The organism is Bifidobacterium imperatoris, from assembly GCF_002860405.1.
GTDB lineage: Bacteria > Actinomycetota > Actinomycetes > Actinomycetales > Bifidobacteriaceae > Bifidobacterium > Bifidobacterium imperatoris.
Map to the genome: position 1 here is coordinate 323,347 of NZ_NMWV01000005.1, position 26,402 is coordinate 349,748.

25 protein-coding genes are annotated in these 26,402 nt (G+C 55.9%); 17 read left to right on the forward strand and 8 right to left on the reverse strand.

All coding sequences use genetic code 11. The features are described 5' to 3' along the window. The first annotated feature begins 55 nt into the window (after positions 1-55). The 7 genes from Tam1G_RS02545 (at position 56) to Tam1G_RS11590 (ending at position 8,067) form a co-directional block, all read left to right on the forward strand. A complete protein-coding gene (locus Tam1G_RS02545; RefSeq protein WP_101625334.1) occupies positions 56-1,258 on the forward strand; it encodes a MalY/PatB family protein in 1,203 nt (400 codons plus the stop codon). Between the two features lie 123 nt (positions 1,259-1,381). Further along, positions 1,382-2,668, forward strand: a complete 1,287-nt coding sequence (locus Tam1G_RS02550) for a Na+/H+ antiporter NhaA (protein ID WP_101625335.1) — start codon at positions 1,382-1,384, stop codon at positions 2,666-2,668. After that, positions 2,665-3,435 carry an LOG family protein gene (locus Tam1G_RS02555; protein ID WP_101625336.1) on the forward strand — a complete coding sequence of 257 codons (771 nt, stop codon included), beginning with the start codon at positions 2,665-2,667 and terminating at the stop codon, positions 3,433-3,435. The genes Tam1G_RS02550 and Tam1G_RS02555 overlap by 4 nt, the downstream gene beginning before the upstream one ends. A 212-nt stretch (positions 3,436-3,647) precedes the next feature. Further along, on the forward strand, positions 3,648-4,670 hold the full coding sequence (locus tag Tam1G_RS02560) for an IS1595 family transposase (RefSeq protein ID WP_243394839.1): 1,023 nt from the start codon (positions 3,648-3,650) through the stop codon (positions 4,668-4,670). Between the two features lie 51 nt (positions 4,671-4,721). After that, positions 4,722-4,910, forward strand: a complete 189-nt coding sequence (locus tag Tam1G_RS02565; protein ID WP_101625337.1) for a type II toxin-antitoxin system RelB/DinJ family antitoxin — start codon at positions 4,722-4,724, stop codon at positions 4,908-4,910. A gap of 108 nt (positions 4,911-5,018) precedes the next feature. Continuing rightward, positions 5,019-6,974 carry an HsdM family class I SAM-dependent methyltransferase gene (locus Tam1G_RS02570; RefSeq protein ID WP_101625338.1) on the forward strand — a complete coding sequence of 652 codons (1,956 nt, stop codon included), beginning with the start codon at positions 5,019-5,021 and terminating at the stop codon, positions 6,972-6,974. Further along, positions 6,967-8,067 (forward strand): restriction endonuclease subunit S, encoded by a 1,101-nt coding sequence (locus tag Tam1G_RS11590; RefSeq protein ID WP_243394837.1) that lies wholly within the window; start codon positions 6,967-6,969, stop codon positions 8,065-8,067. Before Tam1G_RS02570 ends, Tam1G_RS11590 begins: the two co-directional genes overlap by 8 nt. 166 nt (positions 8,068-8,233) lie before the next feature. Here the strand turns inward: Tam1G_RS11590 and Tam1G_RS02580 are convergent, their stop codons facing one another. From Tam1G_RS02580 to Tam1G_RS02605, 6 genes are all read right to left on the reverse strand, one after another. After that, positions 8,234-8,899 carry an O-methyltransferase gene (locus Tam1G_RS02580; protein ID WP_101625339.1) on the reverse strand — a complete coding sequence of 222 codons (666 nt, stop codon included), beginning with the start codon at positions 8,897-8,899 and terminating at the stop codon, positions 8,234-8,236. A 51-nt stretch (positions 8,900-8,950) separates the two neighbouring features. Next, positions 8,951-9,889: a succinate dehydrogenase/fumarate reductase iron-sulfur subunit gene (locus Tam1G_RS02585; protein ID WP_101625340.1), complete on the reverse strand. Its 939-nt coding sequence runs from the start codon at positions 9,887-9,889 to the stop codon at positions 8,951-8,953. A 74-nt stretch (positions 9,890-9,963) separates the two neighbouring features. Beyond that, complete coding sequence (locus tag Tam1G_RS02590) at positions 9,964-11,850, reverse strand: FAD-binding protein (protein WP_101625341.1); 1,887 nt, start codon at positions 11,848-11,850, stop codon at positions 9,964-9,966. Positions 11,851-11,892: 42 nt separating this feature from the next. After that, positions 11,893-13,416 (reverse strand): DNA-processing protein DprA, encoded by a 1,524-nt coding sequence (locus tag Tam1G_RS02595; RefSeq protein WP_207553030.1) that lies wholly within the window; start codon positions 13,414-13,416, stop codon positions 11,893-11,895. Next, complete coding sequence (locus Tam1G_RS02600; protein ID WP_101625342.1) at positions 13,413-14,951, reverse strand: YifB family Mg chelatase-like AAA ATPase; 1,539 nt, start codon at positions 14,949-14,951, stop codon at positions 13,413-13,415. The genes Tam1G_RS02595 and Tam1G_RS02600 overlap by 4 nt, the downstream gene beginning before the upstream one ends. A 12-nt stretch (positions 14,952-14,963) precedes the next feature. Beyond that, a complete protein-coding gene (locus tag Tam1G_RS02605; protein ID WP_101625343.1) occupies positions 14,964-15,464 on the reverse strand; it encodes a YraN family protein in 501 nt (166 codons plus the stop codon). A gap of 255 nt (positions 15,465-15,719) precedes the next feature. Here Tam1G_RS02605 and Tam1G_RS02610 point away from each other — a divergent pair, with 255 nt between their 5' ends. Genes Tam1G_RS02610 through Tam1G_RS02625 form a run of 5 tightly spaced genes read left to right on the forward strand, consistent with a single transcriptional unit; the run spans position 15,720 to position 18,982 of the window. Further along, on the forward strand, positions 15,720-16,394 hold the full coding sequence (locus Tam1G_RS02610) for a response regulator transcription factor (protein ID WP_165781871.1): 675 nt from the start codon (positions 15,720-15,722) through the stop codon (positions 16,392-16,394). Further along, entirely contained in the window at positions 16,394-16,597 is a 204-nt protein-coding gene (locus tag Tam1G_RS11485; protein WP_133124964.1) for a hypothetical protein, read from the forward strand. Before Tam1G_RS02610 ends, Tam1G_RS11485 begins: the two co-directional genes overlap by 1 nt. Before the next feature lie 14 nt (positions 16,598-16,611). Next, the gene (locus Tam1G_RS02615; RefSeq protein ID WP_165781872.1) at positions 16,612-17,730 is read left to right on the forward strand and encodes a sensor histidine kinase; all 1,119 of its coding nucleotides are present in this window, start codon (positions 16,612-16,614) and stop codon (positions 17,728-17,730) included. Next, a complete protein-coding gene (locus Tam1G_RS02620; RefSeq protein WP_101625346.1) occupies positions 17,727-18,311 on the forward strand; it encodes a hypothetical protein in 585 nt (194 codons plus the stop codon). Before Tam1G_RS02615 ends, Tam1G_RS02620 begins: the two co-directional genes overlap by 4 nt. Beyond that, positions 18,308-18,982, forward strand: a complete 675-nt coding sequence (locus Tam1G_RS02625; protein ID WP_101625347.1) for a hypothetical protein — start codon at positions 18,308-18,310, stop codon at positions 18,980-18,982. Before Tam1G_RS02620 ends, Tam1G_RS02625 begins: the two co-directional genes overlap by 4 nt. Before the next feature lie 87 nt (positions 18,983-19,069). Here Tam1G_RS02625 and Tam1G_RS02630 read toward each other — a convergent pair whose 3' ends face one another. After that, positions 19,070-19,747 (reverse strand): hypothetical protein, encoded by a 678-nt coding sequence (locus tag Tam1G_RS02630; RefSeq protein WP_101625348.1) that lies wholly within the window; start codon positions 19,745-19,747, stop codon positions 19,070-19,072. Between the two features lie 270 nt (positions 19,748-20,017). On the opposite strand from Tam1G_RS02630, the gene Tam1G_RS02635 reads away from it, so the two are divergent. The 4 genes from Tam1G_RS02635 to Tam1G_RS02650 are packed head-to-tail and all read left to right on the forward strand — an operon-like array spanning position 20,018 to position 23,754. Next, positions 20,018-20,698 (forward strand): hypothetical protein, encoded by a 681-nt coding sequence (locus Tam1G_RS02635; RefSeq protein WP_165781873.1) that lies wholly within the window; start codon positions 20,018-20,020, stop codon positions 20,696-20,698. A gap of 36 nt (positions 20,699-20,734) precedes the next feature. Next, positions 20,735-21,922: a hypothetical protein gene (locus tag Tam1G_RS02640; RefSeq protein ID WP_101625350.1), complete on the forward strand. Its 1,188-nt coding sequence runs from the start codon at positions 20,735-20,737 to the stop codon at positions 21,920-21,922. 1 nt (position 21,923) lies between these two features. Further along, positions 21,924-22,595 carry an ATP-binding cassette domain-containing protein gene (locus Tam1G_RS02645; protein WP_101625351.1) on the forward strand — a complete coding sequence of 224 codons (672 nt, stop codon included), beginning with the start codon at positions 21,924-21,926 and terminating at the stop codon, positions 22,593-22,595. A 22-nt stretch (positions 22,596-22,617) separates the two neighbouring features. Continuing rightward, entirely contained in the window at positions 22,618-23,754 is a 1,137-nt protein-coding gene (locus tag Tam1G_RS02650) for an ABC transporter permease (protein ID WP_101625352.1), read from the forward strand. On the opposite strand, the gene Tam1G_RS02655 is transcribed toward Tam1G_RS02650, so the two are convergent. Beyond that, the gene (locus tag Tam1G_RS02655) at positions 23,741-24,616 is read right to left on the reverse strand and encodes a pyridoxamine kinase (RefSeq protein ID WP_101625353.1); all 876 of its coding nucleotides are present in this window, start codon (positions 24,614-24,616) and stop codon (positions 23,741-23,743) included. The genes Tam1G_RS02650 and Tam1G_RS02655 overlap by 14 nt on opposite strands. Before the next feature lie 422 nt (positions 24,617-25,038). Between Tam1G_RS02655 and Tam1G_RS02660 the strand changes: the two genes are divergently transcribed. Next, positions 25,039-26,352: an O-acetylhomoserine aminocarboxypropyltransferase/cysteine synthase family protein gene (locus Tam1G_RS02660; protein ID WP_033891762.1), complete on the forward strand. Its 1,314-nt coding sequence runs from the start codon at positions 25,039-25,041 to the stop codon at positions 26,350-26,352. The last annotated feature ends 50 nt before the right edge of the window (positions 26,353-26,402 follow it).

Consider the following 26,402-nt stretch of genomic DNA (forward strand, 5'->3'; position numbering starts at 1 on the left):
GCCTCGAAAGCGAAATGCTTCCGAGGCTTTTCCAATTCTGCAGAAAGGACAGGCAGTGACGCAGCAGTCTCAGTACGATTTCGATACCGTTCTCGAACGACATGGTTCCACGTCAGTCAAATGGCACATGATTGAAGAGGAAATGGGACCGGATTCCAAGGACGTGATTCCACTGTCTGTGGCGGATATGGAATTCAAGCCGGCTCCCGAAATTGTCGAGGCTCTGGCTGCCGCAGCATCCAATGACGTGTTCGGTTACGACTATGCCACGGATGATTATTTTGCTGCGCTGGTTGGCTGGATGAAGCGCCGTCACAACTTTACGGTGGATCCGGCATGGGTGAGCCTGTCCGATGGCGTGATGCCGGCCGTCAACACCGCGTTGCGTGCCGTAACCCATCCGGGAGATAAGGTCATCATTCAACGTCCCGTCTACTATCCGTTCACGTTCGCGGCCGAGCGCAATGGCTTGACCATTCTCGATAACGAACTGGTATTGAATGAGGCCGAAGGCCGTTACGAGATTGATTTCGATGATCTCGAAGCCAAGGCTTCTGACCCGCGCTGTACGGCCATGCTGCTTTGCAATCCTCACAATCCGGTCGGCCGCGTGTGGACCGTTGACGAATTGACTTGCATTGGAGACATCTGCCTAGAGCATGGCGTTTACCTGCTCTGCGATGAAATTCATGCTGATTTCGCTCACTCGGGCCATACGGTTACGATGTTCGGCACATTGGGCGATGCGTACTCGGATATTCTTTTTGAGTTCACCGCGCCTACCAAGACCTTCAATCTTGCTGGTTTGCTGTGCTCGAACGCCATCATTACTAATCCTGATCTGAAGCGCCGATTTGATATCGCAGCGGAAAACATTGGCGGGCTCACCGTCAGTCATTTCGGTCTTGTGGCATGCCAGGCGGCCTATAACCATGCTGAAGCGTGGCTGGACGAGTTGCTGAAGGTCCTCGACCGTAACGTTGCCCTAGTGCGCGAATTTGCTGACCGTGTGGATGGCGTGCGATTGATTGAACCGGAAGGCACATATCTGGCATGGCTGGACTGCCGTGGTCTCGGTTTTGCAACTCCGGAGGCACAATGCGCGTTCCTGCGTGGCAAAGCACGTGTCTGGTTCGATGAAGGCTCCCTGTTCGGCCATTCCGGTGACTTCTTCGAGCGCGTCAACCTCGCTTGCCCCACAGTGCTGCTCGAACGCGTACTGAATAATATCGAACAGGCATTGGCTGAGCGTCAGTAAACACTGACAGCAATAAAGGCAATGTCATTACCTAAGCCCGGGGCGGAATCGTTCCCGGGCTTTACCGTAATATGAGTAATCGGTTTGGCCGTGTCAGCATCGGCCGTAAGACGAGGAGTAATAATGGCTGGGACGGACGCCAAACGGAGTGCATGGGATGTCATCAAACGAATTGCCGCATCCGATCGTATTTCCGGTTTGATTATGCTCAGCTTCGCATTACTCGGTTTAATATGCGCCAATCTGCCGTGGACCTATCATCTGTTTGAAACCATTGCGGAAACACATATTGGCATTCCGTACACCAATATTGATTTGCCGATAGGTCACTGGGCTCAGGATGGCCTGCTCACCATCTTTTTCCTGACTGTAGGACTTGAACTGAAACAGGAACTGACCACAGGCTCTCTCTCCAATCCCAAGGCCGCTGCCGTACCAATGCTGTGCGCAGTAGGAGGCATGCTGGCCCCGCCAATCCTGTTTCTGGCAACCATCGCCGTATTCTCCCAGTACGGCCCGGGAGAGACCGGCAGCCTGATTCTCACCACTACGGGCAGCAGTATACCGTTTAGCGAAATGGCACATGGTTGGGCTGTGCCCACAGCTACGGATATCGCGTTCTCTCTAGCTGTGCTCGCACTGTTCGCCAAAGCCTTACCCGGTTCGATTCGCGCATTTCTGATGACGCTTGCCACGGTGGATGATCTGCTGGCAATCATTCTGATTGCAGTATTCTTCTCCTCCGTGAACGCATGGTACTGGTTTATTGGCATCGCCGTATGCGCAGTGGTCTGGTCCATGCTGGTACGCATGCGCCACGTTCCGTGGATTGCCGTTGCCATAGTTGGCATTCTTGCATGGATTATGATGTTCGAAGCCGGCGTGCATCCAACACTTGCCGGCGTGGTGGTAGGCCTGTCTACGCCAGCCCGTGAAGTATATGGCGAAACCACGCCGCGTGCCGCCCGTTATGCCGAAAAACTCCAGCCGTTCTCCGCGCTTCTGGCTTTGCCGATTTTCGCCCTGTTCGCCACAGGTGTGCACTTCGAAGAGCTCAGCCCGGCATTGATGCTGTCTCCTCTGGTTATTGCTTTGGTGGTAGCGCTCGCCGCTGGCAAACCATTGGGCATTATTACTACAGCGTGGCTGGCCACTCATCTTGGCGGACTAAAGATGGCGAAAGGACTGCGCGTAAGAGACATGATTCCTACGGCGTGCGCTTGCGGCATTGGCTTCACGGTGTCCTTCCTCATCGCATCCTTGGCATATAGCAATGCGGAGCTTTCCGCTGAAGCCAGATTCGGCGTGCTTGTTGGATCTTTAGTGTCCGCATTGATTTCCGGCATATTATTAAGCCGGCAATCCAAACGGTATGAGCAAGCGATGGCACTTGAAGGAGATAACAAATGACTCAGGACCAGCACAATCCGGCGTCGGATGACGAATTCTCGCCATTGGGGGACACCTACCATCGCGGTCCGGTGATTCTCCGCGGGCAGATGATTCCTTCGGATAACACCACCGCCAACCTGTTGAAGCCTGATCAGGATACCGATTGGCTCCACATGGATCCGTGGCGAGTGCTCAGAATCCAGTCGGAATTCGTGGATGGCTTTGGCGCGCTTGCTGAGCTCGGGCCAGCTGTGGCGATTTTCGGTTCGGCGCGCACACCGCGCACTGAGCCGGCGTATAAGGCTGCCCGACGCATGGGCAGTCTTATTGCCAAAAAGAACATTGCGGTGATTACTGGCGGCGGTCCGGGCATTATGGAGGCTGCCAATAGGGGAGCGGCGCTTGCCGGTGGCAAATCCGTGGGTCTTGGCATCGAACTGCCGCATGAGCAGGGTCTGAACCAATGGGTGAACTTGGGCATGAGCTTCCGGTATTTCTTTGTCAGGAAGACCATGTTTGTCAAGTACAGCTCCGGCGTCATCGTCTGTCCGGGAGGCTTCGGCACCTTGGATGAGATGTTCGAATTATTGACATTGGTGCAGACCCACAAAGTGGCGGACATGCCGGTCGTATTGTTCGATAAGGCCTACTGGCAAGGGCTGTTCGACTGGTTGGAGGGGCCGGTCAAGGAACACGGCATGATTTCCTCCATCGACCCACATTTGTTCACGGTCACTGATGATCCGGATGAGGCTGTAGATATTGCGACAAGTGCGATTCACTGATGTGAGTCGCAAGATGATTGCTGATATTCAGTTGTATGTAAAGTAATGGCCGAGGGATATGTACCGTCCCTCGGCCATTGTGTATTTGTAGTATCTTGCCGCGCACTGGCGGCGATATGCTGGCTTATTTCTTGGCTCTGTTAAACCAGCTTTGACATAGAGGCGTTCATGTCCAATACTGTAGCTACACTGAGGTTACAATATTGGAGGTGATGACGATGAGGCTCGCCGACGAAGTACGCAACCGGCTCAAGGGCATGAATCCCATCGAGCGTGAGAACGCGGTGCGCGAGCTGCGTGAGGTCGTCTACGAGGACGCCTACGAGACCATCACCGACCACGACGACGCTCTGGCTTGTCCGCTGTGCGGTTCTATCGGCATCGTGAAGAAGGGCCGCAATCCGAACGGCTCCCAACGATGGCAGTGCCGGGATTGCAAACGTACGTTCTCCCAGATGCGGGATACGTTGATCGGCCGGTCGAAGCTGCCGGTCGCCAAGTGGATGATGTATGTGGAGTGCTTCGTGGACTGTCTCGCGCTGCGTGAGTGCGCCGCTCGTTGTGGGGTGTCGTTGCGCACCGCATGGCTCATGCGCCGCCGTCTGCTGAAATGTCTCGAACGGTATCTGCCGAAGTTCGCGGCCGGCGCGGGCGTGTCCGTCCAGTTGGACGAGACGTATCTGCGCGAGAGCTTCAAAGGCAACCACAGGAAGGGGAAGTTCGTGTTGCCGCGTCCCGCCCGCCATCGTGGCGACTCCCTGCACAAGCGCGGACTATCCAGAGAACAGATATGCGTGATGACGGGCGTCGCCGACTCAGGCACGGCGTTCGCCGTGTTGAGCGGTCGAGGCGTCATCTCCAAGCGGCGCGCCATCGAATCGCTTGCCGGACGTATCGGCCGTGGCGCTCATGTCATGGCGGACGAGGCCGCCGCCTACCCCGGAGCGATGGAGATGCTGGGTGCCGTGTTCGAGCGGGTGGATGCGAGGTCGCATCGCGTCAACCGGATCAACACGCTCCACTCGAACCTCGCCGGATTCCTCGCCGGGTTCAGGGGTGTATCCACGAAGCATCTGCAAAGCTATCTGACGTGGTTCCTGTGGCGGCGCTCGTTCCGCGACGACAGGAACGACAGCATCATCCGTCAGGTCGACGCGCAGCCATGTCCGGGCGTGACCCGCGACTGGAACGGCGTCACGCCGCCATATATGGAGTATTGGGGTATGGCCGCGTAGATTGCAAGTACACTGTACATATCCGATATTTGCAAGGAAAGGAGGAGCGGCATGGCGAGCACACCGACCACGACCATGCGCCTCGACCCCGAACTCAAGGATAAGGCCATGAGGGTGCTGGAACCACTGGGATTGAACATGACCGGAGCCGTCACCATCTTCCTCAAGGCCGTCATCCGCGAGCAGGGGCTGCCCATCGACATGAACGTCAAGCCGGACAAGACCGACGAGAGCAACTGATAAAAGGAGATTCACCGTTATGCTGATTTGCATCGGGGGGGGGGCAGACGCTAACGGCCTGCTGACCCAGATCGACCATGCATCGTTCGCCATGAAGGGAGGCGAACGATGAAAAGCACCAATGAAGCTGCTACTGACCAGTGGGTATCTGACAAGCTGCGAGATGCGGGCATTGAGCGTCACCCACAGGGAATCACCGGAATCAAGGAGATTGACGAGGCCCTGAAAACAGGATCCAAAAGAGGAACAGGAAAAGTAGGAAAACCCGAGTTCGTCGCGGTATCCCATTCCAAGCAATATGGCGATTTCGTCCTCGTTATCGAAGACAAGGTGGACACGGCCAACCAACAATTGACGGATACCAACACCGGTCTGCTATCGGATGACGTGAAGGCCATCACCGATTACGCAATGAACGGCGCATGGTGGTACGCACGCCATATCATCGACAATACCAGTTATAAACACGCCATCGCCATTGGTGTAAGCGGTGACGAGAAGCACCATATCATCCAGCCGCTGCACTATCAGGACGGCGGCGGACTTGACTATAAGATACTGCCTGAGATCGAGGAGTTCATCTCCTTCAACGACGACAACATCGACGAGTATTACCAGAGCGCGATACTGGGAGAGCAGACCGACGAGCAGAAAACCACTCAGCAGATCCTCAAGGACGCCGAAGAACTGCACGAGTACCTGCGAAACTACGGCACTCTTGGCGACAGGGACAAGCCCATCGTGGTTTCCGGCATACTTCTCGCGTTGCGTGAAAAGGAACACGGTAATTTCGATATCGAAAAACTCAACCACGATCCATTGAAGTCTGACGGCGAAAAAATCTGGGAAGCTATCAGAGATAACCTCAAGCGCTCCAATGTTCGTCCGGAAGTCAAACGCGACAAGATCCTCTCCCAGTTCGACATCATCAAGAACTCCGCGAAGCTCAATGAACCCGTAGGCGAGCTCGGCGGCAACACACCGTTACGGTATTTCACGGAGCAGCTATACCAAAGGCTGTATCAGACCATCACGGCGGCGCAGAGCAGCGAAGACTATCTGGGACGATTCTATGGTGAATTTATGAGCTATTCGGGCGGCGATGGGCAGACGCTCGGCATTATCCTCACCCCGAAGCATATTTGCGACCTGTTTTGTGACCTGCTTGACGTAAAACCCGACGACATCGTGTTCGATCCATGCTGTGGTACCGGCGGGTTTCTTATCGCCGCGATGAAGCATATGCTCGCACAGGCGTCAACAGATGCGGAACGGACCGCTATCAGACGAGACCGCCTTCACGGCATTGAAATCCAGGACTACATGTTCACGGTGGCGACTACGAACATGATCGTACGCGGTGACGGTAAATCGAATCTCAAATGCGAGGATTTCTTCAACGATAGCAATGACCCCGCCAAATTGCAGACACAGATTGCCCCCACTGTCGGCATGATGAATCCACCGTACTCGCAGGGAAAGAAGTCACCCACCCTATGCGAGCTGTCGTTCGTGGAACGATTGCTTGATTCCATGACCGAAGACGCCCGAGTCGCCGTCATCGTCCCGCAGTCGGCCATGACCGGCAAGACCAAGTACGAAAAGGACTACAAGGCCGGCATTCTCAAGCACCATACATTGGAAGGTGTCATCACCTGCAATACCGAAACCTTCTACGGTGTCGGCACCAATCCCGTGATCGCGGTCTTCACGGCGCACCGGCCGAACAGCCCCGAGCATAAGGCCAAGTTCATTGATTTCCGCGATGACGGATACTTCACGCACGCACACGTGGGACTGGAGGAAGGCAGCACCGCGAAAGACAAGCGCGCGCATCTGCTCAAGGTCTGGCGGGGAAGGGAACAGGCACCAAGCGCATTCTGCGTGGAATCCACCGTCACCGCAGAGGACGAATGGCTACACTCGTACTTCTACTTCAACGACGAAATACCATCGGACGCTGACTTCGACAAGGCCATCGCGGACTACATCACCTTCCAGCTGGACATGGTGAGCCACGGACGCGGATACTTATTCGATGATGCGGAGAACGAGGATGCTTAGTTTGAACGATAGAGAGTGGAAGACGTTCACCGTCGAGGATATCTTCAAAGTGTCTTCAGGCAAGCGATTGGAGACTCGCAACAAGGTTGACGGTAACAGGCCGTTTGTCGGGGCGAGTTTCAACGGTAACGGCATTACGGGGTTTGTTGGCAATGATAACGTGTCTCGTGACCGCAACGTTCTCGGTGTGAGTTACAACGGAGCACCATGCGTCGCTTTTTATCATCCATACGAGTGCCTGTTTACTGACGACGTGAAGCGATTGCATTTGAAGAATTACCCGGATAACGAGAAGGTTCTTCTCTTCTTCGTTGCTATCTTTGCTCAACAGCGTGAGAAGTACAGCTACGGTTACAAATTCAACGCCGAGCGTATGCTTCGTCAGAAGATTATGCTTCCCGTCAATGATTCCGGCGATCCTGACTGGCAATTCATGGAGGATTACATGCGGGAGCGTGATGCCATCCAGTTGCGGTGTCTGCAAGCATTCCTGAACAAGCGGATCGCGGGAATCGAGAGAGTAACCGCTGAGCATGTTGACGTCTCGGAAGCCAAGTGGGACGCATTCGTCGTCGGAGATATCTGCGACGTGGACTCCGGCCGTGACATATATGCGGCCGAAAGGATAGTCGGGAACATGCCCTATGTGACGGCGGGTACTGTCAATAACGGCATCGGCTATTTTGTCGGCAACGACAATGAGACCAAAACCACCGGAGCCATATCCGTCAGCCGTAACGGCGCCAACGTGGGCCGCGCCTTCTACCACCCGTATGAAGCCCTGTACGGTAATGATTGTCGACGTCTCACAGTCAAAGGGAACGACTCACCATATGTGAGTCTGTTTCTCACGCAATGCATCGCATCCCAACGAAACGCGTTCAGTTACAGTCGCAAGCTCGGCACGGCAAGATTGAAACAACTCAAGGTCATGCTTCCAGCTTCGGAAACCGGCGAACCGGATTACGAGCTTATGGAAAACTACATGCGTGGTGTGACGCTAAAACATTACAAAAGGCTCCTGAAATACACTACGGACATAGCCGAGACGCCGCCCAGTGATAATCCACGGCAGCGAATAGCAGACCGTTGAGCACGAAGGCCCGATCGTTGACTCCAGTTGGCGATCGGGCCTTCGTGTGCTTGGAATGGAATGCGCACTTTGGTCTAACAGGCCCACAGGATAAGACCCCAACGCCCTGACCTAACAGACTGAACAATACTTCGATTCTCCTATGTCAATTCTGGTTTAACAGAGCCTATTTCTTTACCGCGAGCAACAAGCCGGTGCCATCTGGGGTGAGCGTGGATTCAAAGGTTTCATCCTCTTCCACAGTGGTGAGAAGCTCACGCATCGCGGTTGCTTTGCCGCTGCGATCAGCGGCATCAAGCACGCCACCCTGTTGGGAGCTCAGCGCAAGCACATCGGTGAACGCGATAATGCCATGAGAACGCAGCAGGCGAGAAGCCTGAGCGAATGTAGCGGCATAATTCGCGGCATCACCGGCCACCACAATCAAATCATAGTCATTGGCGTTCAGTCGGGGCAGAAATACGTTTGCTGGGGCGTTCACCGCACGCAAAGAAGTGTCTGTAGTATCCTGCAGTTCGGCGAATACCTTGCGAATCATGGCAATACCTTGTGCCGTGGAATCCACAGCGGTCAACTGCCCGCTACCATGCAGTGCCTGAACCAGTTGAATGGTTTCCACAAGAGAGCCAGTGCCCACGGCAATCACCGACGACGCGCCGGTGATATGAACCAACATGCTTAAGAGCTGAGCCTGCGCAGCTGATCCTTGCGGCTGGCCGGACTGCTCGGCACTCTCTCGAGCCGCCGCAATCAGAGCGGATTCCTTTTCGCGGGCATGCTCTTCAGTGAACTCCCACGCTTTAGCAAGGTTCGTATATTGCGCTTTATCCATAATCGTCCCTCTATATTCGTGCTCGTACTGTGAGCATTCTTGATGTGAAGTTTAGCGTTCGCGGACTTTAGCGACGATTTGCCACATTTCTTCACCAACGTCGATGCCTCGCGGACAGTGACGGGAGCATGCACGCACGGACTGGCAAGCGGCCACGCCGTCAGTGGTATCAATGGCATCCATACGCTCCAAGGCCTTGGTGTCGCGAGAATCATTGATGAATCGCGAAGACCAAATAAGCGCGGCCGGGCCGATGAACGCGTCGCCGCCGGCAAACACAGGGCAGGAGCCTTCGCACACGCCACACGCTATGCAGTTGCTCAACATCTCATACTTGGCCAGCTGTTCAGGATGCTGTAGATATTCAAACGCGTTCACTTTGCCTTCCGCGGTTGTGGCCAGTACGCCATCGGCCTCAAGATACGGAGTCAGTTTGCGAATCTGGTTGAGCATCGGATCAATATCCGCAATGAGATCACGCTGAGGAGGGAAGCCTGGCAGGGGAGCCAGCTCAATAACACCAAGCGAATTATCCTCTGCCGTAGATGTTGCTTCGGCATTGCCAGTGGCTTCATCATCGCCAATATGACGGAATCCCTCATCATCCACTTGCGGCAATGCGACCGGCTGCTGAGCCCAGTCGCGAATGGAAGCAGTACACAGCAGTGTCGGCGTGCCATTAATGGAGACGGCGTCAGAGCCGCACATGCCATGTCCACAGGAATAACGGAACGCAAGCGTGGGGTCAACGGTGCGTTTGATCGTCAACAAGCAGTCAAGCACGGTATCTTCCGGACGTGCAGCAATCGTGTATTCCTGCACCCATTGCTTACCGCGCGGGCGGCGGCGTGCCGCCGAATCGGAGCCGCCGCCGAACGGAGAGCTTTTACGGGCGAACGGGCTACCTCCGCGTGCACGTTCCGCGCGCTCAGGGCGCGGCGTAAAACGATGCACTTTCAAGGTAACCGTTGTTTTGCTCGCCTCAACCATGCTTTGCCTCCATGAAACAGTGCGTCATTATGTGACTAATCAGCCAACCTATTGTGCCACAAGCCCTAGGCGGTTCAGTATTCGCGCTTCTTCGGCGGATAATCAGTAATGACCACCGGCTTGAACGTTACCGTTCCGTGTGCGTCCACCATAGAATGAGCGAGGAAATGCTCATCGTCGCGCTCGGGGAAATCAAGCCTGCGCATGGATCCACGAGACTCATGGCGTGCATCGGATGCCTGCAATACGGCTTGAGCCAATTCCGTAAGATGGCGGACTTCCCAGATGGCCGTCACTTCCTGGTTAAATGCCGCCGTCTTATCATGCGCGTACAACGCTTCGGCAGCAGGTTTGACGGTGTTGTTCAATTGCTCGAAAGCGACTTTGATGGTGTCTGCGCTGCAGCGCACAGCCAAAGCACGCTCCATAATTGAGCCAAGTCGGGCCATGAGCCCGTAAGCGTTTTCATTGGATTCCTCATTGGATTCCTCATCGGATTCGGACTGTTCCGCAGCGTTGGCACCTTGAAGCAGTGCTTCAAGGTCCTCAGTGCGTTGGCCGGCGGCCTGATCGACCGCAAGGGTGATGCGTTCGTCCGCTTCGTCGTCACTCATGGGGGACTCAACCGGATTTTCGGCAATGCGTGCGGCCAAAGCATGACCGGAGCGGGTGCCGAACAAGCATGCGTCAAGCAGTGAATTGCCGCCCAAACGGTTCGCGCCATGTACGGAAACGCACGAGCATTCACCCGCGGCAAATAGGCCATCAATCACAGTGCGATGAGCGCCATCCCAACGGTACACTTCACCATTCGTGGTGATGGGCAGACCGCCCATCGTGTAGTGGGCGGTGGGCTTAATCGGCACCAAATCCTTGGCCGGATTAAGATTTGCATACTGCTCGATGGTTTCCACCACCTGAGGGAGTACCTGCTTCATATGCTCAGGATCAATGCCGGTCATATCCAGCCAGACGCAATCCTTGGGGCCTTCTGGGTCCTTCGGATCAGCCACACCGCGGCCTGCATCAATCTCCGCCATGATGGAACGTGACACCACATCACGCGCGGCAAGATCCTTATGCTCAGGCGCATAACGCTCCATGAACGCCTCGCCATTCGCATTCCTCAAAATACCGCCCTCCGCACGAGCCGCCTCAGATAGCAGAATACCGGTATGTGCAAGCCCAGTAGGGTGGAACTGCACGAATTCGATATCCTCAAGCTGCAAGCCCGCGGCAAGTGCCAGGGCCATACCGTCGCCGGTCAAATCCCAGGAGTTCGACGTGGTGTGGAACAAACGGCCGGCACCGCCGGTGGCAATCAGTACATTGCGCGCATGAATGGCTTGGATTTTGCCGCTATGAGTATCCAATGCCACGATGCCGGCTGCTTGGCTGCCATCCTCAGTGAGCGCCAAATCGGTCACATACCATTCTTCGGCGAACTCCACACCTTGGGCCACGCACTGCTGCCAAAGCGTATGCAAGATCTGATGACCAATACGGTCGGCCGCATAGGCGGCGCGCTTAACCGGCTCACCGCCGAAATCACGGGTATGGCCGCCAAAGCGACGCTGCGCGATATGCCCATCTTCGGTGCGAGAGAAGGCCACGCCTTGACGTTCCAGATTGATCACGGTTTCCGGCGCATATTCGGCAAGCAGTTTCGCGGCGTCCTGATCCACAAGCCAATCGCCGCCTTTAATGGTGTCGAAGTAATGCCAGTGCCAATCATCGGATTCCACGTTACCGAGGCTGGCTGCAATGCCGCCTTCCGCGGAACCGGTGTGCGAACGCAATGGCTGCAATTTGGAAACCACAAGAATCTTCGGCTCGATGCCTTGTTCTTTCAACTCCGTGATTTCGGGGGAGCGCAGCAACCCTAGGACTGCAGACAGGCCGGCTGCTCCGGCGCCGACGATGACTGCATCATACATATCTTCCAAACGTTTCGGACTCATGGGTTTGATTCTCGCACACCCGCCGAACAGCCGCCGCATAGGTCAGGTGACATATTCGCTTAAGACCAGAGCATCCGCCTTTCTTTCGATGATACCGTTGAGCTCCATGATGCCGAGAAGTTCCAATACGGTTGCGATATCCGGAATATCATCAGGGGCGCTGGTTCGTGCCACTTGCAGGAGCGTGTCGGGCGTGGCAATGAGATGCCGTTTGTTGCATTCGCGGATCAATGCAACCATCATGCGTTGAGTTTCCGGCAGCTCTCCTACTCGTATACATGCGCGTTTGGCATGATATTCCTCCTGTGATGAGGTCCGTAAATCCGGTGTTTTTCGTTTCCTCTCATGTTCTGCTGTTTGAGATGCTTGCTCTACGGTTGAAATGGGCGATGACGCATGTTGTACAGCATGCGTTGCAGTGCTGTGTGGCACGCTGGTTTGTGTGGGTGCTGCTGATTTGATTGTGCGCGGCTCAGGCATGTCGTCAACGATGAAAGGCTGATGAGCTTCGTGGCATATGTCTTCGGTAGATGTGGCTGCGCAAAGGAGCACGGCTTTCTGCTCACTGATGATCTTGTTGCAGCCGGCATTGACCGGCTGATTGATATCTCCTGGAGCCGCATACACTTCTCGCATCAATTCACATGCCCAGCCGGCGGTGTTTAATGCTCCTGATCGCAGACGAGCCTGGGCGACTACCAATGTAGAGGAGAGCGCGGCGATAATCCGATTGCGCAACAGAAACCGTCTGGCTTCAGGAACCACGTTCGGGCAGAGCTCGCTGATCAACGCGCCGGACTGCCCTTCGATTCGTTCGAATAATGTGCGATTGCGTAATGGCCCCATGTGATTGAGGCCTCCGGCGAATACGGCAACCGTCTTGCCTACAGTGAGCTGATTGCACCCATGTGATGCGTTCAGTGCTCCCCAATGAGCCGCCGCATCAGTGCCCATAGCGCCGCCTGAAACCACAAGATGCCCCGAAGTCGCTGCCTGTTCTGCAAGCGTATGGGCAACATATCTGCCATACTCCGTAACATCGCGAGAGCCGACGATTCCCAACGGTTTGGGGCAGCTGGTTAACGCTCTTGGATCGCCTTTGCCCCATAAGCATAACGGTGGCGCCCAATCAGAGCGAATGGCCAGATCTTCCAGCTGATTGGGCCAGCATGGATTGCCTGGTGCAATGATCCATTGCGTTCCATCTGCAGTGAACCAGTCTGCGAGCGCTAACGGGTTAAGATCCGGCAAATCCTGCATGCGATTATGCCAATTCGTTACAGCAAGACGGAATGCTTTCATACTGTCGGCAGTGGGTTTACGCCCCCATGTGACAAGCCCATTGGCGAACATACGTTCAAGTTCGTTACATGCGGGAGCGCAGATATTGGATGGTTTGGCGGGATGAGATTCAACGAGTACTCGCCATACGGTTTCTGCGTTGGGAGAGCCTTTAAGCAGGGCATACATGGAGGCGTCGGCTCCGTCAAGGCAGAATGTGAGTGCCGCTCGGAATAGGGCGTCGCGTGATAGTACCGGCATTGCGATGGTGTTGTGTTCGTTCATGACATCCTCGTTCTCAGTTCGATGCCTTGATGGACATCTTGTTCGGTGGGGCTGGTTCTTCCATCTAGGTCGGCAAGCGTCCACGCGAGACGCATGGCTCGGTCTGCGCCGCGTAAGGTGAGCTGATGATTGGACAGCGCTTTGTTCACCAGCTCCATAGCTTTGAGCGATGTGTTCGCATGGAGCCATTTGCCGGATGCTTGTGCATTGCAAGTCCATCCAAACTGTTTGAACCGATTCATCGCTGTATGGCGAGCCTGAATCACTCGTTCGCGGATGATTTGGCTCGTCTCTCCCTGAGTTTCGTGCTGTTGGGCTATACGAGAGACCGGTGGCACGGATATTTGAATATCAACACGGTCCAGAATCGGCCCGGATAATCTGGAGAAATACCGCATGCGTTCCTTCTCTTTGCAAGTGCAGCGTTCTCCGGTGCCGTAGTAGTAGCCGCAGGGGCATGGGTTGGCAGCCATGATGAGTTGGAATGTGGCGGGATAATAGGTGCTGCCTTTTGAACGAGAAAGGGCCACATACCCGGATTCCAAAGGTTCGCGCATAGTTTGCAATGCGCGGGCGCTGAATTCGGGCGCTTCATCAAGAAACAGGATGCCGCGGTGGGCGCGTGTAATGGCGCCGGGAGTGGCTATGCCACTGCCTCCTCCCACGAGTGCCGCCGTGGTGGCGGTATGATGCGGGGCTTCGAACGGCGGCACATCGGTAATGCCGTAATGGGGCAGAGTGCCGCACAATGATCGGATGGAAGCCACTTCCAGTTGTTCGGATTCGTTTAACGGGCACATGATGCCGGGCAGTCGGGAGGCGAGCATGGTTTTACCGGCACCGGGAGGGCCGGTCATAATGAGATTATGGCCGCCGGCGGCTGCCACTTGTAAGGCCCATTTGGCGTATTCCTGGCCTAAAACCTCACTCATGTCACCGCATGATTGTGGATCCGGAGTCTGTGAGGAATCCACGGTGGCATCATCGCTGTTGTGTGGCAAATCCGGTATTCGATAGGTGGCGTTGCCTCCCATGATTTCGATGAGCTCGCCTACATGTTGCACGCCGATGACATCCAGTCCTTCTACCATTGCGGCTTCGTCAAGATTTCGGTATGGGACGATGAGTTTGTGAATGCCGCGCTCTTTGGCGTGCAACATGATAGGCAGTAAGCCATGAATTGGTAGCACTGAGCCATCGAGATTGACTTCGCCAAGCACAATCGTGTTTTCCAGGCAATCATGCCGAATAGCGTTCGAAGCGCATAATACGCTTGCGGCTATCGATAAGTCATGTGAGGATCCCCGTTTGGGTACCGAAGCCGGGCTCATGTTCACGGTGACCCGTGTCTGAGGCCAGGAAAATCCGCTGGCTTGGCATGCTGATTTCACCCGTTCTCGAGCCTCGGACAGTGAGGTGTCCGGCAGACCGATGATGGAGAAATATGGCAATCCGGGGCTGATGAACGCCTGGACTTGGATGATGAAGGCCTTCAAACCGATAAGTCCTACTGAAAGAGTGCTTCCTATAGGCATGACGTGTTCCTCTCAGAAAGCTCCTGGTATGTGATGCACCACTGGAGAACCCATGTGCATCACAATCGTCACCACGTCGAAGCGGATTGCCGTATGCGGTATACGGTTGCGTTGGTCAATGAGCCATTCGCATGCGGCTCGTCGAAGATTCGTTTGCTTGGTGCGTGTCACGGCTTCCTGAGGAGCGCCGTAATGCGTAGTGCGGCGTGATTTAACCTCGACGAACACGATGATGCGTTCCGGTGTCATCATGACAATGTCCAATTCGCCATAGCGGGTATGCCAGTTGCGGCTCAACGTGATCCACCCTTGCTGTTCAAGCCACATGGCGGCATACTGTTCGCCGATGGCACCGAATTGCTTGGGTGTGATTGTTGGGTCGGCTAGGGCTATGGCCAGCTGATGCGCTGGTTGAAGATCCACATGAGTGGGAGAGTCCAGCATAGGCTGCTGGTAATGAGGTGCGGCTTGGCTGCCGGCTTCGAAAGTCTGCGGTGACGTGGAAGTGCTCATGTATCCACTGTGCGGTTAGACCGGTTCGCCGCACAAGCGCAACCGGCAAATGTGGATACTATGACGGGGTTTGGCGTGTTGTGGATAACGTGTGGATGGAAACCGGGTTATCCACCGATTGTTAAGACGGTACGCAAATTATAGAGGCACAGTTGTAATCCGCGGGATGACAACACGCCTTAACCCATCAGACTTGCTGATGCTACGGTAGCCGTAGAAGGGGCGGCACTGAAGCCGCGGAAGGACATGAGCATCATGAGCGGCGACAATCAACGGCAGACCGTACGACCCATCGTCACCATCGGCCTCGTGGACAATGACGCGTTTTCGCTCGCCTTCCTCGAACGTTCCATCAGCGAACTTATGCCTGAGGCCCGCATCATTTGGAAAACTACCTCAGGCAGGGATGCGGTCGCCCGTTGCCTCGATACGCGCCAAAGCCCCAATGTGCTCCTGACTGACATGTCGATGGATGAACTCTCCGGACTCGTGGTGTGCAAGACCATTCGCATCAAAACCGCACGCGTCAAGATTCTGGCGGTCACCTCATTCTCACTCGCCGTATATTCCAACAAAGCCGCCGCAGCCGGAGCACAAGGCATTGTGCCCAAATCGGTGGAGACGCCCATCATCGAAGCGATTCGCACCATCGCCGCCGGCGGCACATGGGGCGAAGGCTTCGAAACCGCAGCCCAAGCGCACACCCGATTGAGCGGGCAGCGTATGCCCCGTCAATTCCTGCTTTCCGACCGTGAAGCCGAAGCCATGAACCTATGCTCCAGAGGGCTGTCCACCGAACAGATCGCCGCCGAAATGCAAGTCAATGCCTCCACCGCCAAAACCTATCTCACCCGTGCCATCCATAAGCTCGGCGTTACCTCTCGCGGTGCGGCCGTAGCCTTGTGGACTGGCGCATCGGAGGGGGAGTAATGAACGGCAAGCCCACTGCGAATGCGGCCCACTGGATTCGGACGCACTGGTTCCGCATCGCCATTGCGGCCTTCACGCTCACCGCCACTTTGGTGGAATGGTCGGTGATACCGCCGATCTATCCGCTGAATTTCCTGTTTTCAGGACTATCGGTTATCGCCATCGTGCTCTCGCCATTCATTCCCAGAATCTCCGATGGCTGATCATCGTCACTGTGGTGGCCAGACTGTTCGTGCTTGACCTATCCGGCCCGAACCCGCTCTGGGCGGCATATTTGGCGCTCGCGATTATCGGCTATGACAGTGCGATCCCCGTGGCGATTGCCGCGTTGCTCACAGTCACGATTGCCGAATGCGTGCCGGTGGCCTTGAACACCTTTAACGCGCTTTCAGCAACATGGATCGGCATGGTCAACTACATCGGCATGTTCACGCTCGCCACGATGGCGGGCATGTCATTCCGGTGGCGCAAACAGCGCGACGAGATTCGTGAACAGGCTCTGGTTCTGGAACGCAAACAATGGCAGTTGGATACGCTGCAACGCAATACACGCCTGGCCTCACGTATCCACGACTCCGCCAGCGGCGGACTCTCATACATCGCCCTGACTGCACAACGCGAGCTGCGACGCATCGATGACGGTGAGGCGCACAGCGCCGAACGTCAGGATTGGCAGTTTGTCAATGATCAGGCATTATCCGTGCTCGATGAGATCCATCACGTTATCGATCTGCTTGAACAGCCGCAAGCATCTGACTCATCGCAGCCGGATGATCCTGAGAATTTCAAAGCCCGGAAAACCCACGCCAATCTCGTGGTGAAGCGTGTTGAAAGCACTGTGCCGGAACCCTCATCCTCTAGCAGCGCAACATCGCGGCGATGGAATACCTTGCAATCGGCAATGCGGGAAGCGAACACCAAACTCACGCATCTGGGGTTCTCAGGAACCATTGAAACGCGCGGCAGTCTCCCGGATGATTGCGCAGACGAAACAATCGCAGAGGCCGCCAATCTCATCGGTGAAATCGCCGCCAATATCACCCGCCACATGAGCCCGGATACCGGTGAATACTGCTGCGTAATCACTGTGAGCAAAGCTGCCATCGAAATCATGGAAACCAATCCGGTGGCCATACCAAGCAATGACGTACAGAACAATGACAGCAGTCCGACCGGCGCGCTCAAGCCGCACGGCAGCGGACTCGCCATGCACCGGCGCATAATCAGCAGCCTTGGCGGAGAACTCAATACCACTGCAGAAGACGGTGATTGGATACTCTATGCCCGCATCCCCGCACATCCCGGTTCGTCGGAGCTTGAGAGGCGTGCATCATGACCAGGATTCGCGGCAGCAACCAATCATATGAACAACGCCATCATCATGCATGGCATCGCATCGCCTCCAGCTTCAGCCAGTGGCATCGCCGAAACCTGACGGTTGCCATCATCCTTGCCATAGGCATTATCATCGCCGTACTGCTGGTATCGCTGCTCCCGCAGCCGTGGAGCGACGTGGCATCCAACGCAAGCAACGATTCCAGCCGCACACTGCCTACCACCAGCGAACATCCCGAATTTACCGGTCCGCACAAATACGAAGCGCTGACCGCCTGGAACAACCTACACACCGAACTCGGGCGCAGCATACTCGAAGATGGCGTGGTAACACCAGTCGAGCTTGCCAAAGTACGCAAGACCTATAACGAATGCCTGTCCGTCTATGGACTACAGGCTAAAACAATCACGGATGGCAACGGCGAAGCCATAGGCGAGAGCGTCGTACCGATTCGCGGATCGATGAATAGCCAACAACGATCGGCTGTCATCGACCAATGCAGAGCCGAATCCGATTACCAGTGGCTGGAATCATTGGCCAATGCTCAATCCACCGAACAGTCGACAAAGGAGTCGCAATGAACCAGCACTACCGTCGATCTCGACTCATGAAAACCATCATTGCCGTCGTCGCCGCAAGCTGCATCCTATGCTCGGCCTCAGCCTGCACCGAACCGCTGCACGGCGATAACACTGCGCAAACCCAGCCGCACACCAGCGAGGGCATCAACCTCAATACTCACTATTCGACGGAGCTGAAACAGGCCCGCGAGCAGTTGGAGCAGAACGGCAATGATTTCGCGGCAAACATCCTAAAGGATGGCATCATTGCGGACAGCGAACTGGCCGAGCTGAACCATCGCGTTGTACAGTGTTTGAGCGACTTCGGCTATAGCAAGGATTCCATCAGCATGGGGGAGTTGGGTGAGATGAGTGTCCATCCACCGAGCGGGGCGACGCACGAGGAATCGGCATCATGGGGTGCTTCCGTGAATCAGGATACGCAAACCTGCACCGAACGCAATGGGGCGAATGTCATCTGGCAGCTGGCCAGCGCCGCGCAATTGAATCCGAGCAACGATGGCAAGGATGCGAGGCAGACCATCATCGATTGCTATATCAAGCAGGGGATAGTTGGCGCATCATATTCGATTGATGATTATGAACGAGACAGCAGAAACGGCACCGGTCCGTTCGATGAAGCGCAACGCGCGGATGCAGGATTCCAACAGAAGCTTGAGGTTTGCGAGTAAATCATGGGGAAGCGATTGACGTATTGACGTAGAAAAGCCTACCCGCACTAAGGGAAGCTAAAAGAAACGCGTCTGCCTCCTCGCAATCTACTTGCGCGGATCGTCATTGCATTGGATCCAACTTTCGTAATTCTGCTCGCTGTAATACTTGCCACCGGGGTTGGTGAACTGTTGATTGAACTGGGTGTACTCTTCGCCATCCGCATCGACTATTGGAATATCCTCCGCGGTGAATTCCGGGCCGACCGCACCCTTGCGTTTCAAGCACTCCGTCAAATCCTGCCGTATCTCCTCGGCAGTGCGGTTGCGCAGTTCGCCATTCGGATCCTGAACCAGTGCGTTGTAGAGAGCCGTGATGAAATACTGGCCTGATTGCTTGGAACAGATGATGTCCTGTTCATTGAGCCGCTGCTGTTCGGCGTCGCTCATATTGTCTGTTGGCATTTGGGCTGAACCATCCGGGTTCACATAGTCATACACGAACCCGGCATCCGCCATGCAGGACTGATACCTGCTCGCCACTTCCGTGGCCTCCGCTTCAGTGATCTGCTCATCGCGCAGTACATCCTGTGCGAATGTGTTGTCGTTTTCGCGGGCCTGATCGTAGCTTAACTGGAAATCCTCAGCCCAAGGGCCTGAAAACGTGGGCTCGCCTTGTGGCTGTTCTGTAGCGCCTAAGGATGGCCCGCTGCATGCGGCAGCTGAGCACATTACAGCGGCAGTCAGTGCCAACACGGTTATACGATGTGCCAGTATGTGCTTCATGGGGAACACCTTCTATCTCCACTGTGTGTGGCTTTGAGAACCGTTGCCGGTCAGCGGTTCTCAAATCCGACGAGCATCATTGTCTGCCGATGATTCCACGGTATGTTCAGTGAGTCGTTTGCGCATTGCTGCCTGTAATCTCCGCGACTACATCGGTCTGATGATTTCCGACTAATCGTGTCTATGCTGAATTGAGACAGGGAGGTCGTCATGGTTGGTTGGGGAACAAGCAAAGGTCATATACAACACGATGTTCGATATGCGCTTGCAGTGCTGATATCCGCATCCTTGCTCGCGACGTGCGCAGCCTGTGGTTTGCCGTCAGGTGCCGCATCAAACGGCAATGCTGCGCGATCCACTGCAGCTACCTGCAAAGCTCCGGATTTCACCGGCTCCTACGCCAACGAGTTCAAGAGTGCCTACGAGCAGTCCAAAACCGACTTGGCCAAACGAATTGTAGCGGACTGTCAGATCACCGATGCGGAGCTTAATGAGATGTTGGACGCTCAGAACGCATGCCTGGCACCATACGGATTGGTTGTTACGAAAGGCCAGCTCGCCCGCTTGCGGGAGAGTGCTTTGACCGATGACGAAATGAATCAAAAGAACACGGAATGTGCCGGAAAGACCGACCTGTGGACCGTCGAAGCACTCTATGACGAAATGCAGGGCAATCCAAGCAACCTCGACACCGAGGCGCTTCACAAGGCGTCATATCAATGCCTCAAACAACGTGACCTGCTACCGAAGCCGTTGAGTGAGCAGGAATACCTGGCGATGGAAATCAGCAGTGCGGATGGCGAGACGCAGATAGAGGAGAAGACCCGCACATGGAACGAGTTCTACAGCATGTATATGGAATACAACGGAGACGGCAGCAGGAACCCTGACTACAACGCCGATAAGGCACAGCAGTTCTGGCAATGCCAGTCCGATCCACTGCATCAATAATAGTGACCTCAAGCGAAGAGGAAGGGATCAAGTGCCATGACTCAGGGAAGCAAGGTGGCAGCCAAGACCAGGGCATCCCGTAAAGAACGCAGGGCCGCGCGCAATGGCGTGGCGATTTCCATCGTGATACTGCTGGCGCTGGTGATGCTTGCCATCGGCGTGAGTGCAGGGTTCCTTTTGACCCGCTCCAAAATCCCACCCTCGCTGGTCTCTAGTACCGAAGCTGGCACGGTGAAGGTATCGGCAACCCAATTCGACGACTCGCGTTCGGTTGCTCTGATCGTGAGCTTAGGGGAATCTTCGGTGGTCGCTTCGCCGACTACCGGTACTGTCACCGGCATTGCTGTGGGAGCTGGCTCTCCAGTAGCTTCCGGGCAGGTGGTATTCAATGTCGATGCCACGCCGGTCATGGCGTTGCATACCGATGTGCCGCTGTATCGGGAACTCAAAAGCGGTATGCGAGGCTCGGATGCCGCCGGACTCAATGCTGCATTGCGTAGGTTGGGCTATGGTGCTCCAGACTCAGACTTGATGACTTGGGATACCATTACCGCCTACAATGCGCTCGCGCAATCCGTGGGCGCACGGCAATTGAGCCGCGAGAACGGCTGGGCCATCGACCCCAGTTGGTTCGTATGGCTGCCCGCCGATTCGGCAACCGTCAAACAAATCTCCATCGCTGTCGGCCGGCAAGTCACGGCTGGGCAGGATTTATTCACTACGGCCGCCATCCCGCTCAAAGCCACATTGCCGGCTACCGCCGCGGACCTAGTGGCAGGGGAGCGTGTGATAACCATCGGCGATCAGACATTTGATGTGCCGGCCGATGCCACGGAACTTACGGATGCGGCGATGCTGGCTGCAATTAATAATTCCGTGGCGTTCCGCATGGCTTCGCTTGGTTCGGACTCTGGCGGTGTAATGAATGCGGGCGGGGCTGCGGCTGGAAGTACTTCAGATGCCTCCGCCGGCGGAACCCTAAGCGTCTCCTATGACTGGAAATTGAAGCAGCCGTTGACCGCGCTCAGTGTGCCGCCTTCCGCCGTATATGATGCGGCTGCCGGCTCGGGTTGTGTCAGCGTCGATGCGAAGCCGGTGCAAGTGTCAATCATCGCCTCACAGCTCGGCAAGACGATGGTCAGTGTCGGCGATGGGGCATCATTCGACCATGTGGATGTGACCCCGCAGACCAGCGAACACTGCACAGCCCAAGGCGGTGTATGACATGGTCGATTACAAAGTGATATTGACCGATGTGGGGCACAGTTTCGACCGTACCGGCGAAGACATGCTGTTCCGACACTTGACGATGACGCTGCTGCCCAAACATGTCTATGCGTTGACCGGACCATCGGGTTCCGGCAAGTCCACGTTGCTGTCCATCATCGCCGGATGGGTCACGCCGGTCACCGGTTCGGTGGAGCGTATTGATTGCGGGCGCGTGTGCTGGGTGCTGCAGAATCCGTATGGCGTAGCGCGCCGCTCGGCCATCGACCATGTGGCCTTGCCGTTCATCGCACGAGGAGGGCGGCGGAAGGACGCCGAAACCCATGCGATGGAACTGCTTAAGGCATTCGGTCTGTCAGCCTTGGCTCGCAAGCCATTTCGTGATTTATCAGGTGGTGAGGCGCAACGACTGATGCTGGCCCGAGGGGTCGCCTCACATGCGGGCCTGTTGTTGGTTGACGAGCCGACCGCGCAATTGGATCTCAATACCGCCGCCACTGTCAACGAACACCTGCACAATCTTTCAATGAGCGGTGCCATCGTGGTGGTGGCCACGCACGATCCACGCACTCGTGATGCCTGCACCGATCTGATTGATTTGCGCGACTGGCAAAGCGACGAGCCCGCGCATGCCCATTCGATTGAGCGAGGCGGTGAGCATCATGAATGAAGCAAATAATCACCGACCTCATATGCGATTGACCGGGATGCTAGGGGAGGCATGGCGTGATCTCATTACCGGCACCAGTCACGCGTGTGCGCTCGCGGTCGGGCTCGCATGCCTGATTACGTTGCTTGCCGGTGCCGATGGGCTCACCATTATGGGCATCCAACGGCAAACCGACGGATACGTGGCATCAGGCGGCTCAACCTGGATATTGGAATACCCGAATCATATCGATGGTGCAGCCTGCGATCGGCTCGTCTCATTGGACGGTGTCGAAGCGGCCGGAGCGGTGCGGCAGTCGGACAACAAGCTGGTGTTCGCGGCCTTGCCATCCACCAGCGTGCCTTTGTATGACATCACGCCGGGTGCCGCCGACGTATTCATGTTGAGCACCACCGGAACACAATGGCAATACGGGAAATCTCGAGCATCCGGCAACACGACTGCAAGCCGAGAAGGTGCATTGCTGTCCCGTGAGGCGGCGGAACCCTTTCAAGCGCAATCGGGGCAATCCTTGGCATTGAAGGATGGACGCCATCTTGATGTTGTCGGTGTATTCAACTGGCCGGATGACGGCAGAAAATCCGGTTTCTCCTATGCCGCACTGACCCCGGTGCCCGCCGATTCGAGCGTGTCCTTCAGCCAATGCTGGGTGCGCGCATGGCCGCAGACCAAGAATATCGAATCACTACTGCGCCTGGCCAGCGATGGGTCGGCTAGTGCAACTACGGCCGATCGGCCGCAGATCTATAAGCTCAACACCACCAAAGGCAGCGAACTGGACAGTGCGTTGCTGTTTACATCGAGACTGACCGCTTTTGCGCCGTGGATTGCTCTTGCAGCAGCACTGGTGCTGGGCTTTATTGCAACGCGCATACGCAAACTAGAAATGGCATCCGCGTTGCATTGCGGTGTGCCGAAAACCGCATTGATTACACAAATCCTCTTGGAAACAGCTACCTGGGGAATCGCCGGCATCATACTGGCCAGCCCATTGCTCGCATGGGTTTGGCTGAACAACACTACAGCCGAGGCTGAATCCTTGACGGACACATTGCTACGAGTACCAGCTGCCGCATTGCTCGGCGTACTACTGGGCGCATTCTTGGCCGTGCTGCTCACACGAGAAAATCACCTGCTGAAATACTTCAAGAACCGATAAGTTCCGTAAGCTCGCCCAAGTTGAGCTCGAAACTCAAGCCGCGATCCTCGAAATGTGGCTGATTGCGGGTGTTGGCCATCGCATGACGAACAAACTCGCCGGCGATATGCGCGGATTCCGCTAGTCCTCGACCTGCCAACACCGCGCCACACAACGCAGAGGCGAACGCATCGCCAGTGCCGTGAATCATGTACGGAAGCTTCTCATGAGCGAGCTTGATCTTCTGCTCCACGCCGGTCGACGCGCTTGCCACATAGTTGATGATGCGACCATCACCGCGGTCGATGCCTTTCAACACCACGTTCTTCGCACCAAGGTTCAGCAGCGCTTCAAGCATCCGATTCACAGCGGCATCATCCAAATCGTGGCCCGGATAATCAGTCTTGGTCAAGATTGCGGCCTCGGTGAGATTCGGCATCAGCACATCTGCGCCAAGCGCCAAAGCACCCATTGCCTCACACAGCTCCGGAGTATAGGTGGGGTACATGCTGCCGCCATCACCCATCACTGGGTCGACCAAACGCAACGCACTCGGATACTCGCGGTAAAGCCGCTCGATAATCGCCACCTGTTCAGGGGAGCCAAGGAAACCGGAATAGATACCGTCAAGTTCCACATCCTCGGCCTGCCAAGCATCCAAATAATCATTCAGAATATCCGTGGTGTCATGGAAAGTGAACACCTTGTACTTGGTGTGCGCCGAGAACAGTGCGGTAGGCACAGGGCACACGTCACAGCCAGCCGCCGAAAGAATCGGAATCGCCGCGGTCAGCGAGCATTTGCCGTACCCGCACATGTCATGCACAGCAGCCACACGAGGAATGTAATGCGGGTCGCGGTCATACAGAGTCACGTCAGTCATGGGTCTCTTTCGATTCTGCAGGCGGAAATGATTATCAATGATGAGCGTAGCCCAGTGCATGCATCATTACGGTCGCGGTGCCCACATCCTGCAAATTCAAAACCCTGGCTATGTGTTTTCCATGTATATGGCGCCGTGCTCGGGAGAGGCGCAAATGATGTTGAGCACATCGAGATACAACACTTGTCGTTCGGCGTGTCGTGAGATTTTCAGCAAGAAAAAATGGCACTTGAAGAGTTCGCTATCCCAATGATTCCAACGGGTTATAAGGGTCTATAGGCAACCGTGATAACGCTCAGCTTGCGCCGCGCCGAGTTGCGCGCGTACTTTCATAACCAACACCTCGCCAACCGCCGAATACGGCAGGCGGGTGGCAAGGAAAAAGAACCTCGCGACCAGCACAACCAGCAAGGAGCACACCAATGGCCGAGAACAAGAAGTACCGTTTTGAAACCCTGCAGCTGCATGTGGGCCAGGAGCAGGCCGATCCGGCTACCGATTCCCGCGCAGTGCCGATTTACGCCACCACTTCCTACGTTTTCCACAACTTCGATCACGCCGAGGCTCGCTTCGGTCTCGCTGACCCGGGCAACATCTACGGCCGTCTGACCAACTCCACCCAGGGTGTCTTCGAGGATCGTATCGCCGCCCTTGAAGGTGGTACCGCAGGTCTTGCCGTGGCTTCTGGTGCAGCCGCTGTTGAATACGCCGTGCGCAACATCACCCAGTCCGGTGACCACATCGTCGCCGCCAAGAACATCTACGGTGGTACCTTCAACCTGCTGCGTCACACCCTGCCGCGTGATGGCATCACCACCACCTTCGTCTCCGCTGAGAACCCGCAGGAGTTCGAGGACGCCATCCAGGAGAACACCAAGCTCGTCTACTTCGAGACTTTCGGCAACCCGAACGCTGATCTGCCGGACTTCGAGGCCATCTCTGAGATCGCTCATAAGCATCATCTGCCGGTGATCGTCGACAACACCTTCGCCACCCCGTACCTGTTCCGCCCGCTGGAGCACGGTGCTGACGTCGTGGTCGAATCCGCCACCAAGTTCATCGGTGGACATGGCACTACCTTGGGCGGTGTGATCGTTGAAGGCGGTAACTTCAACTGGGCTGAGGTGCCGGGTAAGTTCCCGACCCTGACCGAGCCGGATCCGTCCTACCACGGTCTGAACTTCTACGAAGCTCTGGGCGGCACCGCATTCGTGACCCGCATCCGCGCCATCCTGCTGCGCGACACTGGTGCCACGCTGTCTCCGTTCGCTGCCTTCCTCCTGCTGCAGGGCACTGAAACCCTGTCCCTGCGCGTTGAGCGCCACGTCCAGAACGCACTGAAGGTTGTCGAATACCTGCAGACCGTGCCGGAAGTCGAATCCGTTTCTCACCCGTCCATTCCGGGACGCCCGGACCATGACCTGTACGAGAAGTACTTCCCGAACGGTGCTGGCTCCATCTTCACCTTCGACATCAAGGGTGGCAAGGATGCAGCTCGTGTCTTCATCGACAATCTGCACCTGTTCTCTCTGCTGGCCAATGTGGCCGACGCAAAGTCCCTCGTCATCCACCCGGCTTCCACTACGCACTCCCAGGAGACCCTGGAAGAGCTCGAGGACCAGGGCATTCACCAGGGCACCATCCGCCTGTCCATCGGCACCGAGAACATCGAGGACATTCTCGATGACCTGAAGGGCGGCTTCGAGGCCCTTCGCGCTTCCGGCTTGGCCAAGTGAGGTCGACAGGAGGGTTGACGGCCCGATGAGAAGGGGCGCGATGCTAATGG